General features: G+C 57.6%; 14 protein-coding genes, 1 tRNA gene, 1 pseudogene and 2 CRISPR repeat arrays. Of the genes and pseudogenes, 5 read left to right on the forward strand and 11 right to left on the reverse strand.

The features are described 5' to 3' along the window. The first annotated feature begins 8 nt into the window (after positions 1 to 8). The 4 genes from cas7c to cas2 are packed head-to-tail and all read left to right on the forward strand — an operon-like array spanning position 9 to position 2861. The gene (cas7c, locus tag ACTG1K_RS07860; RefSeq protein ID WP_042081050.1) at positions 9 to 857 is read left to right on the forward strand and encodes a type I-C CRISPR-associated protein Cas7/Csd2; all 849 of its coding nucleotides are present in this window, start codon (positions 9 to 11) and stop codon (positions 855 to 857) included. Positions 858 to 894: 37 nt separating this feature from the next. Then, on the forward strand, positions 895 to 1524 hold the full coding sequence (gene cas4, locus ACTG1K_RS07865; protein ID WP_322862572.1) for a CRISPR-associated protein Cas4: 630 nt from the start codon (positions 895 to 897) through the stop codon (positions 1522 to 1524). Further along, positions 1521 to 2555 carry a type I-C CRISPR-associated endonuclease Cas1c gene (gene cas1c / locus ACTG1K_RS07870; protein ID WP_201952354.1) on the forward strand — a complete coding sequence of 345 codons (1035 nt, stop codon included), beginning with the start codon at positions 1521 to 1523 and terminating at the stop codon, positions 2553 to 2555. The genes cas4 and cas1c overlap by 4 nt, the downstream gene beginning before the upstream one ends. Before the next feature lie 12 nt (positions 2556 to 2567). Continuing rightward, positions 2568 to 2861 carry a CRISPR-associated endonuclease Cas2 gene (gene cas2 / locus ACTG1K_RS07875; RefSeq protein WP_101531518.1) on the forward strand — a complete coding sequence of 98 codons (294 nt, stop codon included), beginning with the start codon at positions 2568 to 2570 and terminating at the stop codon, positions 2859 to 2861. Positions 2862 to 3036: 175 nt separating this feature from the next. Further along, a CRISPR array of direct repeats spans positions 3037 to 5122; the repeat unit is 32 nt; unit sequence GTCGCGCCCCCCACGGGCGCGTGGATTGAAAC. Positions 5123 to 5222: 100 nt separating this feature from the next. Next, positions 5223 to 5779: a CRISPR direct-repeat array (repeat unit 32 nt; unit sequence GTCGCGCCCCCCACGGGCGCGTGGATTGAAAC). Positions 5780 to 6384: 605 nt separating this feature from the next. Here cas2 and radC read toward each other — a convergent pair. From radC to ACTG1K_RS07905, 6 genes are all read right to left on the reverse strand, one after another. Beyond that, complete coding sequence (gene radC / locus ACTG1K_RS07880; protein WP_047435410.1) at positions 6385 to 6885, reverse strand: RadC family protein; 501 nt, start codon at positions 6883 to 6885, stop codon at positions 6385 to 6387. Between the two features lie 257 nt (positions 6886 to 7142). Further along, complete coding sequence (locus ACTG1K_RS07885; protein ID WP_201952352.1) at positions 7143 to 7553, reverse strand: hypothetical protein; 411 nt, start codon at positions 7551 to 7553, stop codon at positions 7143 to 7145. A 9-nt stretch (positions 7554 to 7562) separates the two neighbouring features. Then, the gene (locus ACTG1K_RS07890; RefSeq protein WP_201952349.1) at positions 7563 to 7988 is read right to left on the reverse strand and encodes a DUF2787 domain-containing protein; all 426 of its coding nucleotides are present in this window, start codon (positions 7986 to 7988) and stop codon (positions 7563 to 7565) included. 19 nt (positions 7989 to 8007) lie between these two features. Further along, positions 8008 to 8355: a YkvA family protein gene (locus tag ACTG1K_RS07895; RefSeq protein ID WP_201952346.1), complete on the reverse strand. Its 348-nt coding sequence runs from the start codon at positions 8353 to 8355 to the stop codon at positions 8008 to 8010. Between the two features lie 83 nt (positions 8356 to 8438). Further along, positions 8439 to 8888: a hypothetical protein gene (locus ACTG1K_RS07900; protein ID WP_440005052.1), complete on the reverse strand. Its 450-nt coding sequence runs from the start codon at positions 8886 to 8888 to the stop codon at positions 8439 to 8441. A 48-nt stretch (positions 8889 to 8936) separates the two neighbouring features. Next, positions 8937 to 9272 (reverse strand): hypothetical protein, encoded by a 336-nt coding sequence (locus ACTG1K_RS07905; RefSeq protein WP_042658366.1) that lies wholly within the window; start codon positions 9270 to 9272, stop codon positions 8937 to 8939. Between the two features lie 207 nt (positions 9273 to 9479). Between ACTG1K_RS07905 and ACTG1K_RS07910 the strand changes: the two genes are divergently transcribed. Further along, positions 9480 to 9830, forward strand: a complete 351-nt coding sequence (locus ACTG1K_RS07910) for a helix-turn-helix domain-containing protein (RefSeq protein ID WP_101530889.1) — start codon at positions 9480 to 9482, stop codon at positions 9828 to 9830. 11 nt (positions 9831 to 9841) lie between these two features. On the opposite strand, the gene ACTG1K_RS07915 is transcribed toward ACTG1K_RS07910, so the two are convergent. The 5 genes and pseudogenes from ACTG1K_RS07915 to ACTG1K_RS07935 form a co-directional block, all read right to left on the reverse strand. Further along, a complete protein-coding gene (locus ACTG1K_RS07915) occupies positions 9842 to 10822 on the reverse strand; it encodes a recombination directionality factor (RefSeq protein WP_440005053.1) in 981 nt (326 codons plus the stop codon). Further along, positions 10819 to 11808: pseudogene (locus tag ACTG1K_RS07920) on the reverse strand (YqaJ viral recombinase family protein). The gene ACTG1K_RS07915 and the pseudogene ACTG1K_RS07920 overlap by 4 nt, the downstream one beginning before the upstream one ends. A 94-nt stretch (positions 11809 to 11902) precedes the next feature. Continuing rightward, on the reverse strand, positions 11903 to 12853 hold the full coding sequence (locus ACTG1K_RS07925) for a DUF932 domain-containing protein (protein ID WP_440005054.1): 951 nt from the start codon (positions 12851 to 12853) through the stop codon (positions 11903 to 11905). 236 nt (positions 12854 to 13089) lie between these two features. Continuing rightward, positions 13090 to 13166, reverse strand: a tRNA-Arg gene (locus tag ACTG1K_RS07930). A gap of 50 nt (positions 13167 to 13216) precedes the next feature. Continuing rightward, positions 13217 to 14371, reverse strand: a complete 1155-nt coding sequence (locus tag ACTG1K_RS07935; RefSeq protein ID WP_440005055.1) for a flagellar assembly protein FlgT — start codon at positions 14369 to 14371, stop codon at positions 13217 to 13219. Positions 14372 to 14386 lie beyond the last annotated feature (15 nt).

The raw sequence follows: 14386 nt of genomic DNA on the forward strand, positions 1-14386 counted from the left end.
AGCCACCTATGAGCACATTACAAAACAAGATCGACTACGCCCTGGTTCTGCGCGTGAAGAATGCCAATCCCAATGGTGATCCGCTCAATGGCAATCGCCCGCGCACCGATTACGGTGGCTTTGGTGAGATCACCGATGTTTGTATCAAACGCAAGTTGCGTGATCGGCTGCAAGAGGCAGGTCAATCCATCTTTGTGCAATCGGATGATCGCAAAACGGATGACGAAACCAGTCTGCGTAATCGTGCCGAGTCCAGTCTGAATGGCTTGGGTAAAGACAACTGGAACCCGAAGAAAACCAAGAAGGACGATGCAGCCAAGAAGGCTTGTGCCAAGTGGTTCGATGTCCGCGCCTTCGGTCAGGTTTTTGCCTTTGGCAAAGACGCTGACGCCAGCGGTGTTTCTATACCAGTCCGGGGCCCGGTGACGGTGCAGTCGGCTTTCAGCAAGGAGCCGGTCAGTATCACCAGCACCCAGATCACCAAGAGCGTGAATGGTGAAGGTGATGGCAGTAAGCGTGGTTCTGACACAATGGGGATGAAGCATCGCGTTGATGGCATGAGCATTTATGAGTGCTATGGCAGTATCAACCCTCAATTGGCCGAAAAAACCGGCTTCAGTGATGCGGATGCTGACATCTTCAAGTCTGTGCTGCCCCGGCTTTTCGAGAACGATGCATCATCTGCACGGCCAGAGGGCAGCATGGAAGTCGTCAAGGTGATTTGGTGGAAACACAATTGTAAAGCCGGTCAATACTCATCGGCTAAAGTACATCGATCTCTGGTTGTGAATGCCGATGGGACAATATCAGTCGAATCCCTTGACGGTTTGGTACCGGAAATTATCGAAGGCTTTTGATTGTCATTGCCTCAGATGATGTCACTTGGTGAAAACAATGGACGATCCCCGCCTGATCCCACTTTCTGCTTTGCAGCACTATGCGTTTTGCCCAAGGCAATGTGCCCTGATTCATAACGGTCAAGTCTGGGCTGAAAACTGGCTGACAGCGCAGGGGCTATTGCTGCATCAGCGTGTGGATCAGGGTGAGCCGGAGACGCGCAAGGGCGTGCGTTATGAGCGTGGGGTACTGGTCAGTGCCCTCCGTCTTGGTCTGACCGGCAAGCTTGATCTGCTGGAAAAGGATCTGGTCAGCGGGGAGCTGCTACCTGTGGAATACAAGCGTGGCAAACCCAAGAGCCATGATGCCGATGCTATCCAGTTGTGTGCCCAGGCGCTGTGTCTGGAGGAGATGACCGGCCAGTTTATACAGCGGGGTGCGCTCTGGTACTGGCAGATACGGCATCGGACAGAAGTGGTGCTGGATGCGGCACTGCGGGAGCGGACGCATCAGGTCATCGCGCAGGTCGCCTTATTGCTGAAATCGGGTGAGATCCCACATGTGAAGCCGGGCAAGCATTGCCAGGCCTGTTCATTGTGGGAGTGGTGTCAGCCGGAATATCAGGCAAGGGATCGCTCAGTGGCTTACGTAGCGGATCTATTCTCAATGCAGGAGGGCGACGAGTGAAAAAATTGCAAAACAGCCTCTATATCACTCGCGATGGCGCCTATCTGCACAAGGAGCGGGAAACGCTGCTGGTGGAGCAGACGGTCGAGGGGCAACGCAAAAAATTGTTGCAGATACCCATTCATTCGGTGGGTAACATCTTTTGCTTTGGCAATGTGCTGGTGTCGCCGCAGTTGATGGGCTTTTGTGGTGAAAATGGCACACAGCTGGCGTTTTACGATGCCTTCGGCCGTTTTCAGGCCCGGGTGGTGGGCAAACAAACCGGGAATGTCTTGCTGCGGCGCGCCCAGTTTCGCCGCGCGGATTGCGTGGATAGTCGTGAAAACCATATTGCCCGCAACATTGTCGTGGCAAAGGTGCACTCCTCGCGGGTAGTGCTGCAACGGCATCTTCGAACATATGGTTCAAATCCGGATGTCTCTGCAGCGGCGCATCGGTTACGGCAGATCGTGGCCGAGTTGAAAAGCCAGAGCGATCCGGAGCGGATCCTTGGTTTTGAAGGGGAAGCGGCCCGTCATTATTTCGGGGTATTCAGTCAGCTGATCAACTCGCAAACGGGGTTCGTTTTTGATGGCCGGACTCGGCGTCCCCCCAAGGATCCCGTCAATGCCATGTTGTCATTTATGTATTCCGTGCTTTCGAAAGAGATCAGTGGCGCGCTGCAGGGCGTGGGTCTGGATCCACAAGTGGGGTTCTTGCACGAAGAACGGCCGGGAAGGGATAGCTTGGCGTTGGACTTGCTGGAGGAGTTTCGGGCGCCGATAGTGGATCGATTGGTGTTGACCCTGATCAATCGTCAGCAGGTCAAGGTGGGTGATTTTACAACCGATATGCTGGGCGGAGTTGCCATGAAGGAAGATACCCGGCGGTTGTTGTTACAGAGCTGGCAAGCCAGAAAGCAGGAAGAAGTTACCCATCCGTTCTTGGGTGAAAAAGTAGCCGTCGGCCTGCTGCCGCATGTGCAGGCCATGTTGCTTGCGCAACATCTGCGCGGTGATTTGGTGGAATATCCGCCCTATGTACATCGGTGAGGTAGTACAGCCATGATGATATTGGTAACCTACGATGTTTCTCTGGAAGATCCTGACGGGCCTCGGCGTCTGCGCCATCTGGCAAAAATCTGTCTGGACTATGGTGTGCGCGTACAGTACTCGGTGTTTGAATGCGAAGTGGAACCAGATCAGTGGGTGCGGTTTCGGGATCAACTGTTAAAGACCTATGATCCGGATGTCGATAGCCTGCGTTTTTATCGTCTCGGAAAGGAGTGGCGCAGCAAGGTGGAGCATCATGGTGCCAAACGCGCCCTAGATATCTTCAAGAGTGACCTGATTATCTGAACGCCAACCGCTAGTGCTCATTAAAAATCCGGAATATTGGCATTTTTTAACTAATTGATAAATAGCGATATATTGAAAGGCCGCCTTTCGGGATCGTCTATTTGTGATCCAACTGACATGGGTTGGCGCAGAATACCGTTTTCCGATAGGCGGTTTCTGTCTTTGCAAGAAGACGGTCGCGCCCCCCACGGGCGCGTGGATTGAAACCTGCTTCGTGGCCGAACGGCCAAGGATATCGCGTCGCGCCCCCCACGGGCGCGTGGATTGAAACTTAACAAAGGTCGTCGGGTCTTTTGGCAGCGCCCTAGTCGCGCCCCCCACGGGCGCGTGGATTGAAACAGCGATGGTTATCTCCGTGCCGTCGTCAGTACGCGTCGCGCCCCCCACGGGCGCGTGGATTGAAACACCCGCATAGGAGTTGTCGACGTACTCGATCTGCAGTCGCGCCCCCCACGGGCGCGTGGATTGAAACACAAATGACCCGTCAGCGGCTCGAACTGATCGACAGTCGCGCCCCCCACGGGCGCGTGGATTGAAACCCCCTTGGGACGACCAGCACCATCACGAGCACCAGTCGCGCCCCCCACGGGCGCGTGGATTGAAACACCAAAGACGGCGATGAGTACCACACCAACAATGGTCGCGCCCCCCACGGGCGCGTGGATTGAAACTCTAAGATGGCGGATGGGGTAGGGAAGTACGACCCGTCGCGCCCCCCACGGGCGCGTGGATTGAAACCCCGTCTGTATCTCTTCACTAACATGGCTTTTATGTCGCGCCCCCCACGGGCGCGTGGATTGAAACCTGTCACAGCCCATACTGGCATATCAGAACCCCAAGTCGCGCCCCCCACGGGCGCGTGGATTGAAACACCTTTGTGGAGTCTGGCGAGGATGAGTGGCCAAGTCGCGCCCCCCACGGGCGCGTGGATTGAAACATCACCGCCACCGAAACGGGCGAATACCTGCACATGTCGCGCCCCCCACGGGCGCGTGGATTGAAACCGTATCTACGATGTGCGCGGCGAGTTCATGCGGGCGTCGCGCCCCCCACGGGCGCGTGGATTGAAACCTCTTTTCGCATGGTCTCTTCGAGCTGGGCTTGTGGTCGCGCCCCCCACGGGCGCGTGGATTGAAACTTTTCAAAAGAGGCGATTGAATTCCGCGCTGTCGTCGCGCCCCCCACGGGCGCGTGGATTGAAACCCCGCACTTGGCCACGCTCAAGGATCCTGTAATCGTCGCGCCCCCCACGGGCGCGTGGATTGAAACAACATCATGGTGGTTAAAAGGGGTATTTGGCCGGTGTCGCGCCCCCCACGGGCGCGTGGATTGAAACCAGTTGTAGAAGCGGCGGATCATCGGCTTGGTGATGTCGCGCCCCCCACGGGCGCGTGGATTGAAACTTGGTCACCATGATCATGGTGTCGCCGTAGTAACGTCGCGCCCCCCACGGGCGCGTGGATTGAAACCTCTTGAGCGGGGCAATCATGGGGAACGGCGCAGGTCGCGCCCCCCACGGGCGCGTGGATTGAAACACTACCTCTATGACGATGAAACCATCGAGTTCCCGTCGCGCCCCCCACGGGCGCGTGGATTGAAACACACGGAATGCAGTAGCAGGGACGAATGCCGCCAAGTCGCGCCCCCCACGGGCGCGTGGATTGAAACATGGTCTCGGGGATGCCGTAGTGAACGCGCACGGGTCGCGCCCCCCACGGGCGCGTGGATTGAAACTTTACAGTTGTTTGAGACATCTGCCCAGTTAATTGTCGCGCCCCCCACGGGCGCGTGGATTGAAACTGCCCTTGGCACCTACATGTATTTTCGGCTTTTGTCGCGCCCCCCACGGGCGCGTGGATTGAAACTCCCTGATTGGGCAGCTGGAGAACGCCAAGGCCAGTCGCGCCCCCCACGGGCGCGTGGATTGAAACTACTACCCATGATGTAGCGTTCAGGATGGCATCGGTCGCGCCCCCCACGGGCGCGTGGATTGAAACCTTACCTTTACGTGTCCAAGCCGTTTCCACTCGGTCGCGCCCCCCACGGGCGCGTGGATTGAAACCGCTTCTCGGCTACTCGGAGCGAAGTGAACTTCGGTCGCGCCCCCCACGGGCGCGTGGATTGAAACCACGTTATCGCAAAAAGAACCTTTGTGGGAAAAGGTCGCGCCCCCCACGGGCGCGTGGATTGAAACAACATAACCCCGAACATTATGCGCAATCTCCCTGGTCGCGCCCCCTGCGGGCGCGTGGATTGAAACTGCGTATCGAGGCCGCCCTTCTCGGGGGCTTTTGGTCGCGCCCCCCCGCGGGCGCGTGGATTGAAACATCATGAAGTGGCTGGCGAAGGTGTGCCGCAGAAGTCGCGCCCCCCGCGGGCGCGTGGATTGAAACGCGTTGCCGACCGTCACGCCAGAGGATGTAACAGGTCGCGCCCCCTGCGGGCGCGTGGATTGAAACTTCGCGCTCCCCCAGTTAGCAGCCAGCACGTCCGTCGCGCCCCCCGCGGGCGCGTGGATTGAAACCAGGTGATGCAGGACTCGGTGAAGCTCATTCAGGTCGCGCCCCCTGCGGGCGCGTGGATTGAAACCAGAGGGTGGCCACCAGGAACCGGCGCTGCAGATGTCGCGCCCCCCGCGGGCGCGTGGATTGAAACGACTACAAGTGCGGCATTCTGGAAGGGTACGCTAGTCGCGCCCCCCACGGGCGCGTGGATTGAAACACCCAGATCCAGGCCTGGTGTGGCGACGATGCGTGGTCGCGCCCCCTGCGGGCGCGTGGATTGAAACACCGGGACGATAGGGACATAGCTAAGGGGGTGATGTCGCGCCCCCCACGGGCGCGTGGATTGAAACCAGTTGTAGGTGATGGTGATGGACGGCTTGACGTCGTGCCCTCCGCGGGCGCGTGGATTGAAACCAAATGATGGCTGTGGTCATCGCCCCTCACATGGGTGTCGCGCCCCCGCGGGCGCGTGGATTGAAACATCCTTGCCGGTGAAGGGGGCGGCGGTGGCCACGAGTCGCGCCCCCTGTGGGCGCGTGGATTGAAACATCATGCATATTACCGATGCGGTGCAGAACGAGGTCGCGCCCCCCGTGGGCGCGTGGATTGAAACTTAGCCACGTACTTGGAGCAGTAGCCGACAGCGGGTCGCGCCCCCTGCGGGCGCGTGGATTGAAACAAGTTGGGGTTTGTGGGCTGGGGTGTGGGGGCTTGTCGCGCCCTCCGCGGGCGCGTGGATTGAAACTAACCCGTTTGTTACTCAAGGTACCGCTGACAACGTCGCGCCCCCCCACGGGCGCGTGGATTGAAACAGGGCAAGGCTTGTCGCCTCACTGGGGTTAAGTGTCGCGCCCCTCCGCGGGCGCGTGGATTAATAATGGATGTGAGGCGGTGATGTGGTTAGATAGGATCTGGATATTCAAAGGGCCAATCTAGGATCATTGGTGCGCCTCACCTGAAAAAATAAAAAGAAAAGGGTTCAGCAAGGCCGAAGGATAGCTTGGCTGAGCCCTTATTCGTTAGGCAAGTACCCCTCTCTCTGCCAGCGACACGATGCCTTCGCCGCCCACAACTAGATGATCCAGGGTGCGGATATCCACCAGTGCCAAGGCGCTTTGCAATCTTTGGGTGATCTCGATATCCGCTCTACTGGGTTCCGGGGGGCCGGAGGGGTGGTTATGCACCAGCATCAGAGCTGCAGCATTGAGCGCCAACGCACGTTTAACTACTTCCCGTGGGTAGACGGAGGCACTGCTTAGCGTACCGCGAAACAGCTCCTCATATGCCAAGATCCGATGCTGGTTGTCCAAGAACAGCATGGCAAATACTTCATGCTCTCTGCTCTGCAACAGGGTTTGTAGTGCATGCTGTGCCAAGTGTTTGTCGGTAATAGCTTCTCCCTTGGCCAGTTTCTGACGGGCGATCTGGTTGGCGATAGTCAACAGCTCCTCTTCGTTAATCAACTCAGTGACGAGATAGGTGCCGGGGAGCTCCCCAGCGATCAGTTTGTGATGCAACATGATTAGGCTCCATACACCATCGCCCCACCGCGTTGGATGCGGCAGGGTAGGCGAGCTATTTGGTTAATGGGTTACTGAATGGAGTGTGACCACAGGCTTGGTTGGCAGTGTTCAGGCCGCCAAGGTGTGCGGGGTGTAGTCGTGCAGCGGAATGTGGTAACTGGTGGCTAGTAGGGTGCCTAGCTGGGTTAGCCAGCGGTGATCCAATCTGACCATCGTGCTCAAGATAACCCTCCAGCTCGATGGCGATCACGGCGTTAATCATCTTCGCTCTCCTTCTCGGCGATGGGGTCACTCTCCACGGCATAGCCGCGGTGGATGCAGATGCGCTGCAGGTCAGCCAGGAAGCTTGCAAGCACGCGAGGCTGATCGGTGAGTGAGACTGGTCCTTCTTGGCAACGCCAGAAACAGCTGTGTTTAGGGTCGATACAGATCTCATCTCTCGGCTGGCTCATAGTGCGCCCGTCATCAGCATTGCTGAGGGAGAGCAATTGCCACTGCGCACCAGACCAACGGACTTGCAGGGTGACTGTGCGGATGTGTGGGCTATCCGGTGTCAGGTTTAGCAGCCAGCGCTGGCCACTGTGAGTGGGGGTTAGCTTTGCACTGGTGGCTACTCGTCCCAGCCACTGACGTGAGTAGTGGGAGAGCGCTAATTCTTGGCTCATCGTGTCCTCCTAATCTCCTGCGACCGTGACGCTGAAACACTCCAACCGGCAGTAGGCAATGAAGTTGCTCTGCCAGATATCGAACAGCTCCCGCGCTTCTGCCAGCCGCAGTGGTCCCCAGCCCAACATGGTGTGTTCCCCATCGAGGAAGTTGAAATCGAGCTCTTTGCAGAGCTCGGCATCCTGGCCCAGCCCCTGATAACTGAAATCGGTGACGTAATCGAACAGCCAGCCATCGAGCCCACGGATCAGGCGGATCTCGACTGGGTGCACGCCGCCTTGCTCGGCACTGTAGCCGGGGTTACGAAAGTTGAAAGTCAGTTGGGTTAAGCGCTCAAGATTGAGCTCGGTGTTAGCGACTTCTTGGTCGAGCAGAACCAGCAATGCTTGTGCAACGGGCAGGGCAAAGCCGTCCCGGAAAAAGGGAATGGTCATGGTGTACTCCTTGTGGAGGTTAATCTTGGCCGAACAGCTCGCGCATTTTTCTGGCCACTCGGGCACGGATCTGTTCATCAATAAAGGCGGCAATGCTGGCGAGAGCTGCACTCAGTACCGCGATGTCATCGGCGAGTCCCATCGGCAACACATCCGGGATCGCATCAATGGGCGATATAAAGTAGGCCAGCGCACTATAGATCAGCAGTTTGGCCCAAAGCGGCAGATCATCCTTCTGGCTGGTGTAGTAGAGCAACAAGCAGGTCTCGATAAAGGGCCGACCGGCACGTTTGGCAAAGGCCCAGAGTTTGTGCCAAAAACCTGGGTGATCGAACTGCTCGCATTCAGGGGGAATGCAGGGGGGCATAGTGTGTCTCCTTCAAGAGTGGGTGAATGGTAGAAATAAAAAGAGGAGGCAAATGCCTCCTCTTGGATGGGAATGGGTGTGACCTATTGGTCCCACATCAAGCAGTCAAACTCGGGTGTGTTGGTGGCTGGCAGAACAGATGCGACCTCTTGGGTCGGCAGTGCGAGCTGCTTGCCATCAGCCGTCAAAATGCGGATCGACTTTGCCTTACGTAGCTTGCCCCACATGTCGAAGAAATTGTTCTCACCGACACGGGACTCGGTCTCATAGGGCGCATCATATTGGCTGCCATCGACGATGATGGTGAAAGCCTGCCCAGCATAAGAGCCGTACTCCTTGCCCTGCACGGTGGCCGTCATGCTGACCTTGCGGGTGTCACTACAGGCGATATAGAGATGGTTCTGCTCGTTGACCACCGCCGTGTATTCGCTGGTGCCCTGACCCCAGCCACTGCTCCAGCGTCCGGCCTCGCCATACGCCATGGCGTTGCCGCACAGCAGCAGTGCTGTTGAGGTAATGAAGAGTTTTTTCATCCCTGTGACTCCTAAAGGCTCAAGGATTTAGATGAGCCATTAACGTGGTTATTTTTTGTAAAGCACGCTGAGTGAGTTATCCACCAAGTGCTTAACGATTTCATAGTCTGGATTGTAAGTGGCGAGATTATGTGCCGCGATGGTGACGGCAGATGCGATCCCGGCTAGACCGGTAATACCGCCAAAGACACTGGCCCCTGCTGCGGCGATCCGGCCCTTGGTATACACCCGGCATTTCAGCCCGGCAGGTTCGATGCTGTTTTCAAGTTTTGTCACAGCGGCGCTCATACGCCCAGATAGCCCCACGACTTCGAAAGATTTTCGTGCACGGATCAGTGAGGCCAGCTTGTCAGTACCTAGATCTTCATAAGTCAGTCTTTCCATGTTTTGTTTCCTTGGTCGTTTAGTAAAAGGGTCTTATGGAGCCCACCTGTTGCGAGTTGGTCACGCTGGTTTATTGGTTGAGGGCCTCGCATCTGTGTCAAATCAGCGCCAATTGCCGTTTATGGACTCATTAAGTCTTTAGTCTACCTTTTGAGTCCTTATCGTCAATGGGTCCATGGTCAACCATAGAGGTTGACTGGAGGACCCATGACAGATATCAACCTTGAGCTGTTAGCCAAGAGCGTTGGCAAGGCGATCAGCCACAAGCGTACTCAAGCCGGATTCACGCAAGAGCATGTGGCTGAACACCTCAATATCGGGATGGAAGCCGTCTCTCGAATGGAGCGGGGAATTGTGGTGCCGACCGTGGTGCGGCTGGCGGAGCTCGCTCAACTGTTTGGTTGTGAGCTAGCCGACTTTCTGCGTGAGACCAGTAACCGCCCGACCGAGCAGGGCATTGTGCTGAGCCAGCAACTGGCTCGGCTCGATGATGCTGACCGAACCCTGTTGCTGGAAACGGTAGAACGGTTGGTGGAGCGGTTGGCGCGTCCCCGCTGATCACCCGCCATTCACTGGGGAGGGGATGGGTTCCCTTTCCCCAATTTGTTGGTGAGTGGACTCCTTCTTGGTTGCGGCCTCTGCGGCGTTCTGGTTGCTTGGCTTTGCGGTGCGGCATGCGAAGTAGTCGCCTCCACACCAGCGTTACCATTCGCCGTCTCGTCGCTGTTGGCTTCGGGATAGAACTCCTCCAACAGCATCGGCACCTCTTCATCGATATCTTCAAACTGGCCGTTACGCAGCAATTCACGCGCGACCTGCTCCATCTGGTCGATGGCGAGACCCGCCTCCTGGTCACGCAGTGCCGCCTCTTGTGCTTGCCTGACTGCCTCGGTCAGGTTGGTTTCCTCCCGCAAGGTTAAATCCACGTAGTAGACCGGTGTGCGGTAGGACTGGGTAGTGCTCTTGGCCCGCAACCGTAGGGTGAGCGGCAGATAGCGGGTATGGCCCCCGCTCAAAGCCTCCAGGTACTTCAGCCGAGCAGCCAGAGTGCGCACCGAGTTGTAGCCGGTGGTGCGGAAGATAAAGCTACCCAACTCATCCCCTTGCCCCTCCACAAACAGGTTCAGTCGTCCGTACAGCTTGCAACCCTGTTGGCCTGCAAAGGCGCAGCGCTCAGGTCCAGGGCAGCTGACCTCCTCCATGCCTTGTGCCCCTACACGTCTTGCCACCTCCCCATTCCCGACACAGAGCGGCCTGCCGGTTTGCCGGTCAAACGCGCTGTATTCCGCCCGTAGATTCAAGTCGCTGTCGTTGAACAGCACCCGCACCGGAATGGCGCGGATCTTGGTCTGCTCCTGCCCTTGGTTATTCTTTTGCGATGAGTAGTGTTGATGCAGGGGATGGAGCAACCATCCCCCTTTTTGTTGTACCTGGGTGGTGAGGGTGAAGCTGTCGTCCTTCTCCGGCACCCACTTATCCTGTTTTTGCACCAGCTTGCCGATGCAGATCCGCCCGATCACGGGCGGGGTGATCGCCAGTCCTTTGATCATGGTGTTTGCCTCAAGGGTTGAATGGTGAAACGGCGCACGCCGGGTACCGGTTTGACGTAACGGGTGAGCAGGTCGGGATGATCCTGACCGAGCTTATCCAGATCCGGTGCTAGCCGGTCTTTACTGCGCTTCCAGGTGTTCTTGCCATCGGCAAACAACCCGGCTGTCGCTTCACCCAAGGTGGCTTGCAGCCGCTGTTTGAGTTGTGACTCTTGTTGCTCGACAGCTTCCTTTTGCTGACGTAAGCGCAGTAGCTCCCCAAACAGCTGGTTGAACTCGGGAGAATCCGAGAGATCCAGCGTCTGACCATCATCGCGGGGAAAGAGCTAACTCAGGGCATTGGCGGCATCGCTGGAGCCGTCAGGTTCAGGTTGCTGATCTTGTTGCACCATCTGCCAGAACTGCGCTTCCCGCTCGGTGAGATCCTGGATCTTCTCCTCATCGCGCTCGATGCGATAAATCCGAAAATCCTGGCCGCCGATCAGCACTGCCACTTCGGCCCAGGCATGGCCGGTGACGGCCAGTTGATGCAGTACCTGACACTGGTAAGCCACCGGCACCCCTTCCTCCCACTGGGGGGCGCTGTGATAGCTGGCGGTCTTGATCTCCAGAATGCCCGGCCCATCGGGATGGCCGATTACCTCCCGGTCGAGGTTGGCGAGCATGAAAGGATGCTCGGGGTGTTGCAGCACCGCATTGACCCGGCGCACCTTGTAGCCGGTGCGTTTGGCATAGACCTGCGCCAAGACCGGCTCTAGCTCAATGCCCCACAGCACCGCTTCTTTGTGGGAGATATCTTCCGGCTCCTTACGACCAGTCTTCTCCAACCACAGGCTGAGCGGACATTTGTAGGGAGAGAGCCCCACTGCCACGGCGGCATCGGAGGAGCCAATGCCGAGTTTGCGGATAGCGAGCCACTGCTCGCGGGTTAATTGGGTAGTAGAGGCCAGCCGCAGGGCTTGGCCGTATTTGGCTTTTGCTTTCATGACTAGTCCTTGTTGACGGCATAAATGGCGACGCCCGGATTGGCTTGTGCCAGTCCGGGTGAGGTCGTTATGCGGTTTGAATGGAGAAGCGGAATTACTGCAGTAGAGTGAGTGCCTGATTCAAGGCTTGGGATTTGAGTTGGGCACCCTGACCGAACCAAGCGGAATCAAGCCGGTGATCTTGGCTGCGGGCACGGCGGTGGTGATCCACGTATTCCGTTACCGCATTGACCAGCCCCCAGGCGGTATTGCGGGAACTGGCAAGCTCTGAACCCATACCCGCACCCTGATAGAGCTCATGCAGGCGTTGTACCGGCTTGGTGAGAATGATGTTCTCCTCATCCAGCGGTTGCGCCAACAGGTCGCTGAAAAAGCGCAGCGCCTCTTCGGGGGACACGGGCCGTTGTGCCAGCGCCTTGGTCTGTGCCTTGAACTCATCCCAATGAGAGAGCCCGAGCCCAAGCGACTCTTTGACTGCAGCGGCATCGAACTGAGTGGAGTGGGGCACCTTGATGGCTCCGGTAGCACCGCGCAGTGCCATCTGCAGGGTGTTATTGCAGACCACCCGCAGCGAGGTGAACTGCGCCGTGGTGCAGAGTGTGCCGTCGCAACTGGTCGCCAGCAGCAGATAGGACTTTACCAAGTCATTGCCTTTGAGTTTGAGGTCCTGACCGGTTTTAGCCAGTGCCCACAGCTTGCGGCCGCCTTTGAGCGAGCCTGCTGTTTCCAGCTCAAAACCACCGGCTTCCACCAAGTCTTGATAGAAGTGCAGCACCTCGTGAGGCTGTACCACGTTGTAACGACTTGAGACCACCGACAGGGGGGCGAGGGTATCGGAGCGATAAAGCACCTTGCTGTCGCTGTAGGGGCGAATATGCAACGCATCGGAGGCGACGTTAAACATCACGTCGCCCTGCTCGATGGTCCAATCCATCCCGGCTGCCTGTAACCAGATATCGAGAGATTGTTGCGGGGGCAAAACATTGCCAAGGCCATGCCAAGGGGTTTGGCCGGTGTAGGCCATGGTGTCAATCAGGTGAGCCATATCTCCTCCAGGAATAGTGAAATGCAGACATTCAGCCTGCTAACTCATGGGGGTGATATAGGTTTGAAAGTTTATTGAATAGGATGTATTTACCATTCAATTCTCATTTTTTAAGAGTGGCGTTACAGCATGATGGTGTTGTGCAATGAACTGCATTGGAGGGGTACGGAGAGGGGTACGGGGCCAAAAACGACCAAGGGGTTGGCATCATCACGATGCCAACCCCTTGTTTTATATGGCGCTCCCGACTGGAGTCGAACCAGTGGCCTGTCCCTTAGGAGGGGACCGCTCTATCCTGCTGAGCTACGGGAGCTGTGTGGCGGGCATTATACAAGAAGCAACTCCCTTTTAAACCCTTGATTTTTATTCCAATACTGCCAAATCCCCATTCTGGATGTTAAACGGCGAATATTTGTTCTGGCTGCTGATGATGGCGCCATCGTCGAATACCTGCACTACCTCGAACAGGCCGTCGACTGGGTTGCGCATCATGCGGGACTTGCCGTAGGAGTCGATGAAGTCGGCGTTGTGCTGGATCCTGAACTGGTCGCCGAGTTTGACGCCGTTGCGCCGCCCCAGATTGATGTAGGGGCCGCGTTCGTTCTGGCCGACCACCCTGGCGGTGACCGGGGCGCAGGTGAGCTGGGCTACCAGATCCTGAGCCGCCTGTTGCAACTGGTAGTTGACCTCCTGGCCATAACTTGACTGCCAGAACTGGCCGCTGCTGCTGCCCACTTGCTCCCGCTTGCCAAAGGTCCAGGTGGCGCGCCCTTCGTAGACCTTACGGTTGACCAGAGTGCCGTTGATGCCATCAAACAGGTAGAGCTGCATGCGAAAGTTGCGCACCGGATCCTCATACCAGCTGGTCAGCTGGTTGCCCTGCGGCTCTATGGAGAGATCGTCGATGCTGCCAAGCACCAGGTATTGGCTGTCGGTACGCAGGCTGAGCGCCTTGATCTCTTCCAGAGCACTGCGATCCCCCTGTTGCAGATGGAGCGGATCGATGCGCAGGTTTTCATCCAGCCACTGGCGCACCGCGACCCCTTGCGACGCATTGGCGAGAGTTTCGAATAGCCGCCGCGAGAGGTTTTCCGGCATGTCGTCCATGGCGCCATAGCTTGCCTGATCCGGATAGCGCATCCGCAGCCTCACCAGTGTCAAATCCTTGGCGAAGTGCTGGGTCTGGCAGATCTGGCGCTCGGCCTGAATGTCGGCCACCAGGGTGATGTACATGCGGCCGTTGCGCACTTCTTCCCGTTTGAGGCGGTACTGGCGAATGTCGCCGCCGGAGCGGATCTGGATCTGCTCGGATCGCAGGCTGCCATTTTCCAGACGCTGCACGCTGGAAACGGCCGCGCCGCTGGCCAGCAGCGCCTGACGCAGGGCGTCGCGGGTCGCCTGTTCGCGGGCATAGACCTCATCGCCCCCCAGAATGGCGGCGCTGCCCTGCGCTTCGATAAGCTCGGCGCGGGCGCTCAGGCTGGCCAGCAGCAGGGTCAACAGCAGCGGTAATTTCATAGCAGATACCTTGAG

The sequence above is a fragment of the Aeromonas sp. 102P genome, assembly GCF_051920345.1.
Classification (GTDB): Bacteria; Pseudomonadota; Gammaproteobacteria; order Enterobacterales; family Aeromonadaceae; genus Aeromonas; species Aeromonas veronii.

Bases quoted from the DNA above. Each gene is read 5' to 3' on its own strand.
- ACTG1K_RS07895 (WP_201952346.1), bottom strand. From the start codon at position 8,355: ATGCCCCCCTGCATTCCCCCTGAATGCGAGCAGTTCGATCACCCAGGT.
- cas7c (WP_042081050.1), top strand. From the start codon at position 9: ATGAGCACATTACAAAACAAGATCGACTACGCCCTGGTTCTGCGCGTG.
- cas4 (WP_322862572.1), top strand. From the start codon at position 895: ATGGACGATCCCCGCCTGATCCCACTTTCTGCTTTGCAGCACTATGCG.
- ACTG1K_RS07925 (WP_440005054.1), bottom strand. From the start codon at position 12,853: ATGGCTCACCTGATTGACACCATGGCCTACACCGGCCAAACCCCTTGG.
- radC (WP_047435410.1), bottom strand. From the start codon at position 6,885: ATGTTGCATCACAAACTGATCGCTGGGGAGCTCCCCGGCACCTATCTC.
- cas2 (WP_101531518.1), top strand. From the start codon at position 2,568: ATGATGATATTGGTAACCTACGATGTTTCTCTGGAAGATCCTGACGGG.
- ACTG1K_RS07905 (WP_042658366.1), bottom strand. From the start codon at position 9,272: ATGGAAAGACTGACTTATGAAGATCTAGGTACTGACAAGCTGGCCTCA.
- ACTG1K_RS07915 (WP_440005053.1), bottom strand. From the start codon at position 10,822: ATGATCAAAGGACTGGCGATCACCCCGCCCGTGATCGGGCGGATCTGC.
- ACTG1K_RS07890 (WP_201952349.1), bottom strand. From the start codon at position 7,988: ATGACCATTCCCTTTTTCCGGGACGGCTTTGCCCTGCCCGTTGCACAA.
- ACTG1K_RS07935 (WP_440005055.1), bottom strand. From the start codon at position 14,371: ATGAAATTACCGCTGCTGTTGACCCTGCTGCTGGCCAGCCTGAGCGCC.
- ACTG1K_RS07900 (WP_440005052.1), bottom strand. From the start codon at position 8,888: ATGAAAAAACTCTTCATTACCTCAACAGCACTGCTGCTGTGCGGCAAC.
- ACTG1K_RS07910 (WP_101530889.1), top strand. From the start codon at position 9,480: ATGACAGATATCAACCTTGAGCTGTTAGCCAAGAGCGTTGGCAAGGCG.
- ACTG1K_RS07885 (WP_201952352.1), bottom strand. From the start codon at position 7,553: ATGAGCCAAGAATTAGCGCTCTCCCACTACTCACGTCAGTGGCTGGGA.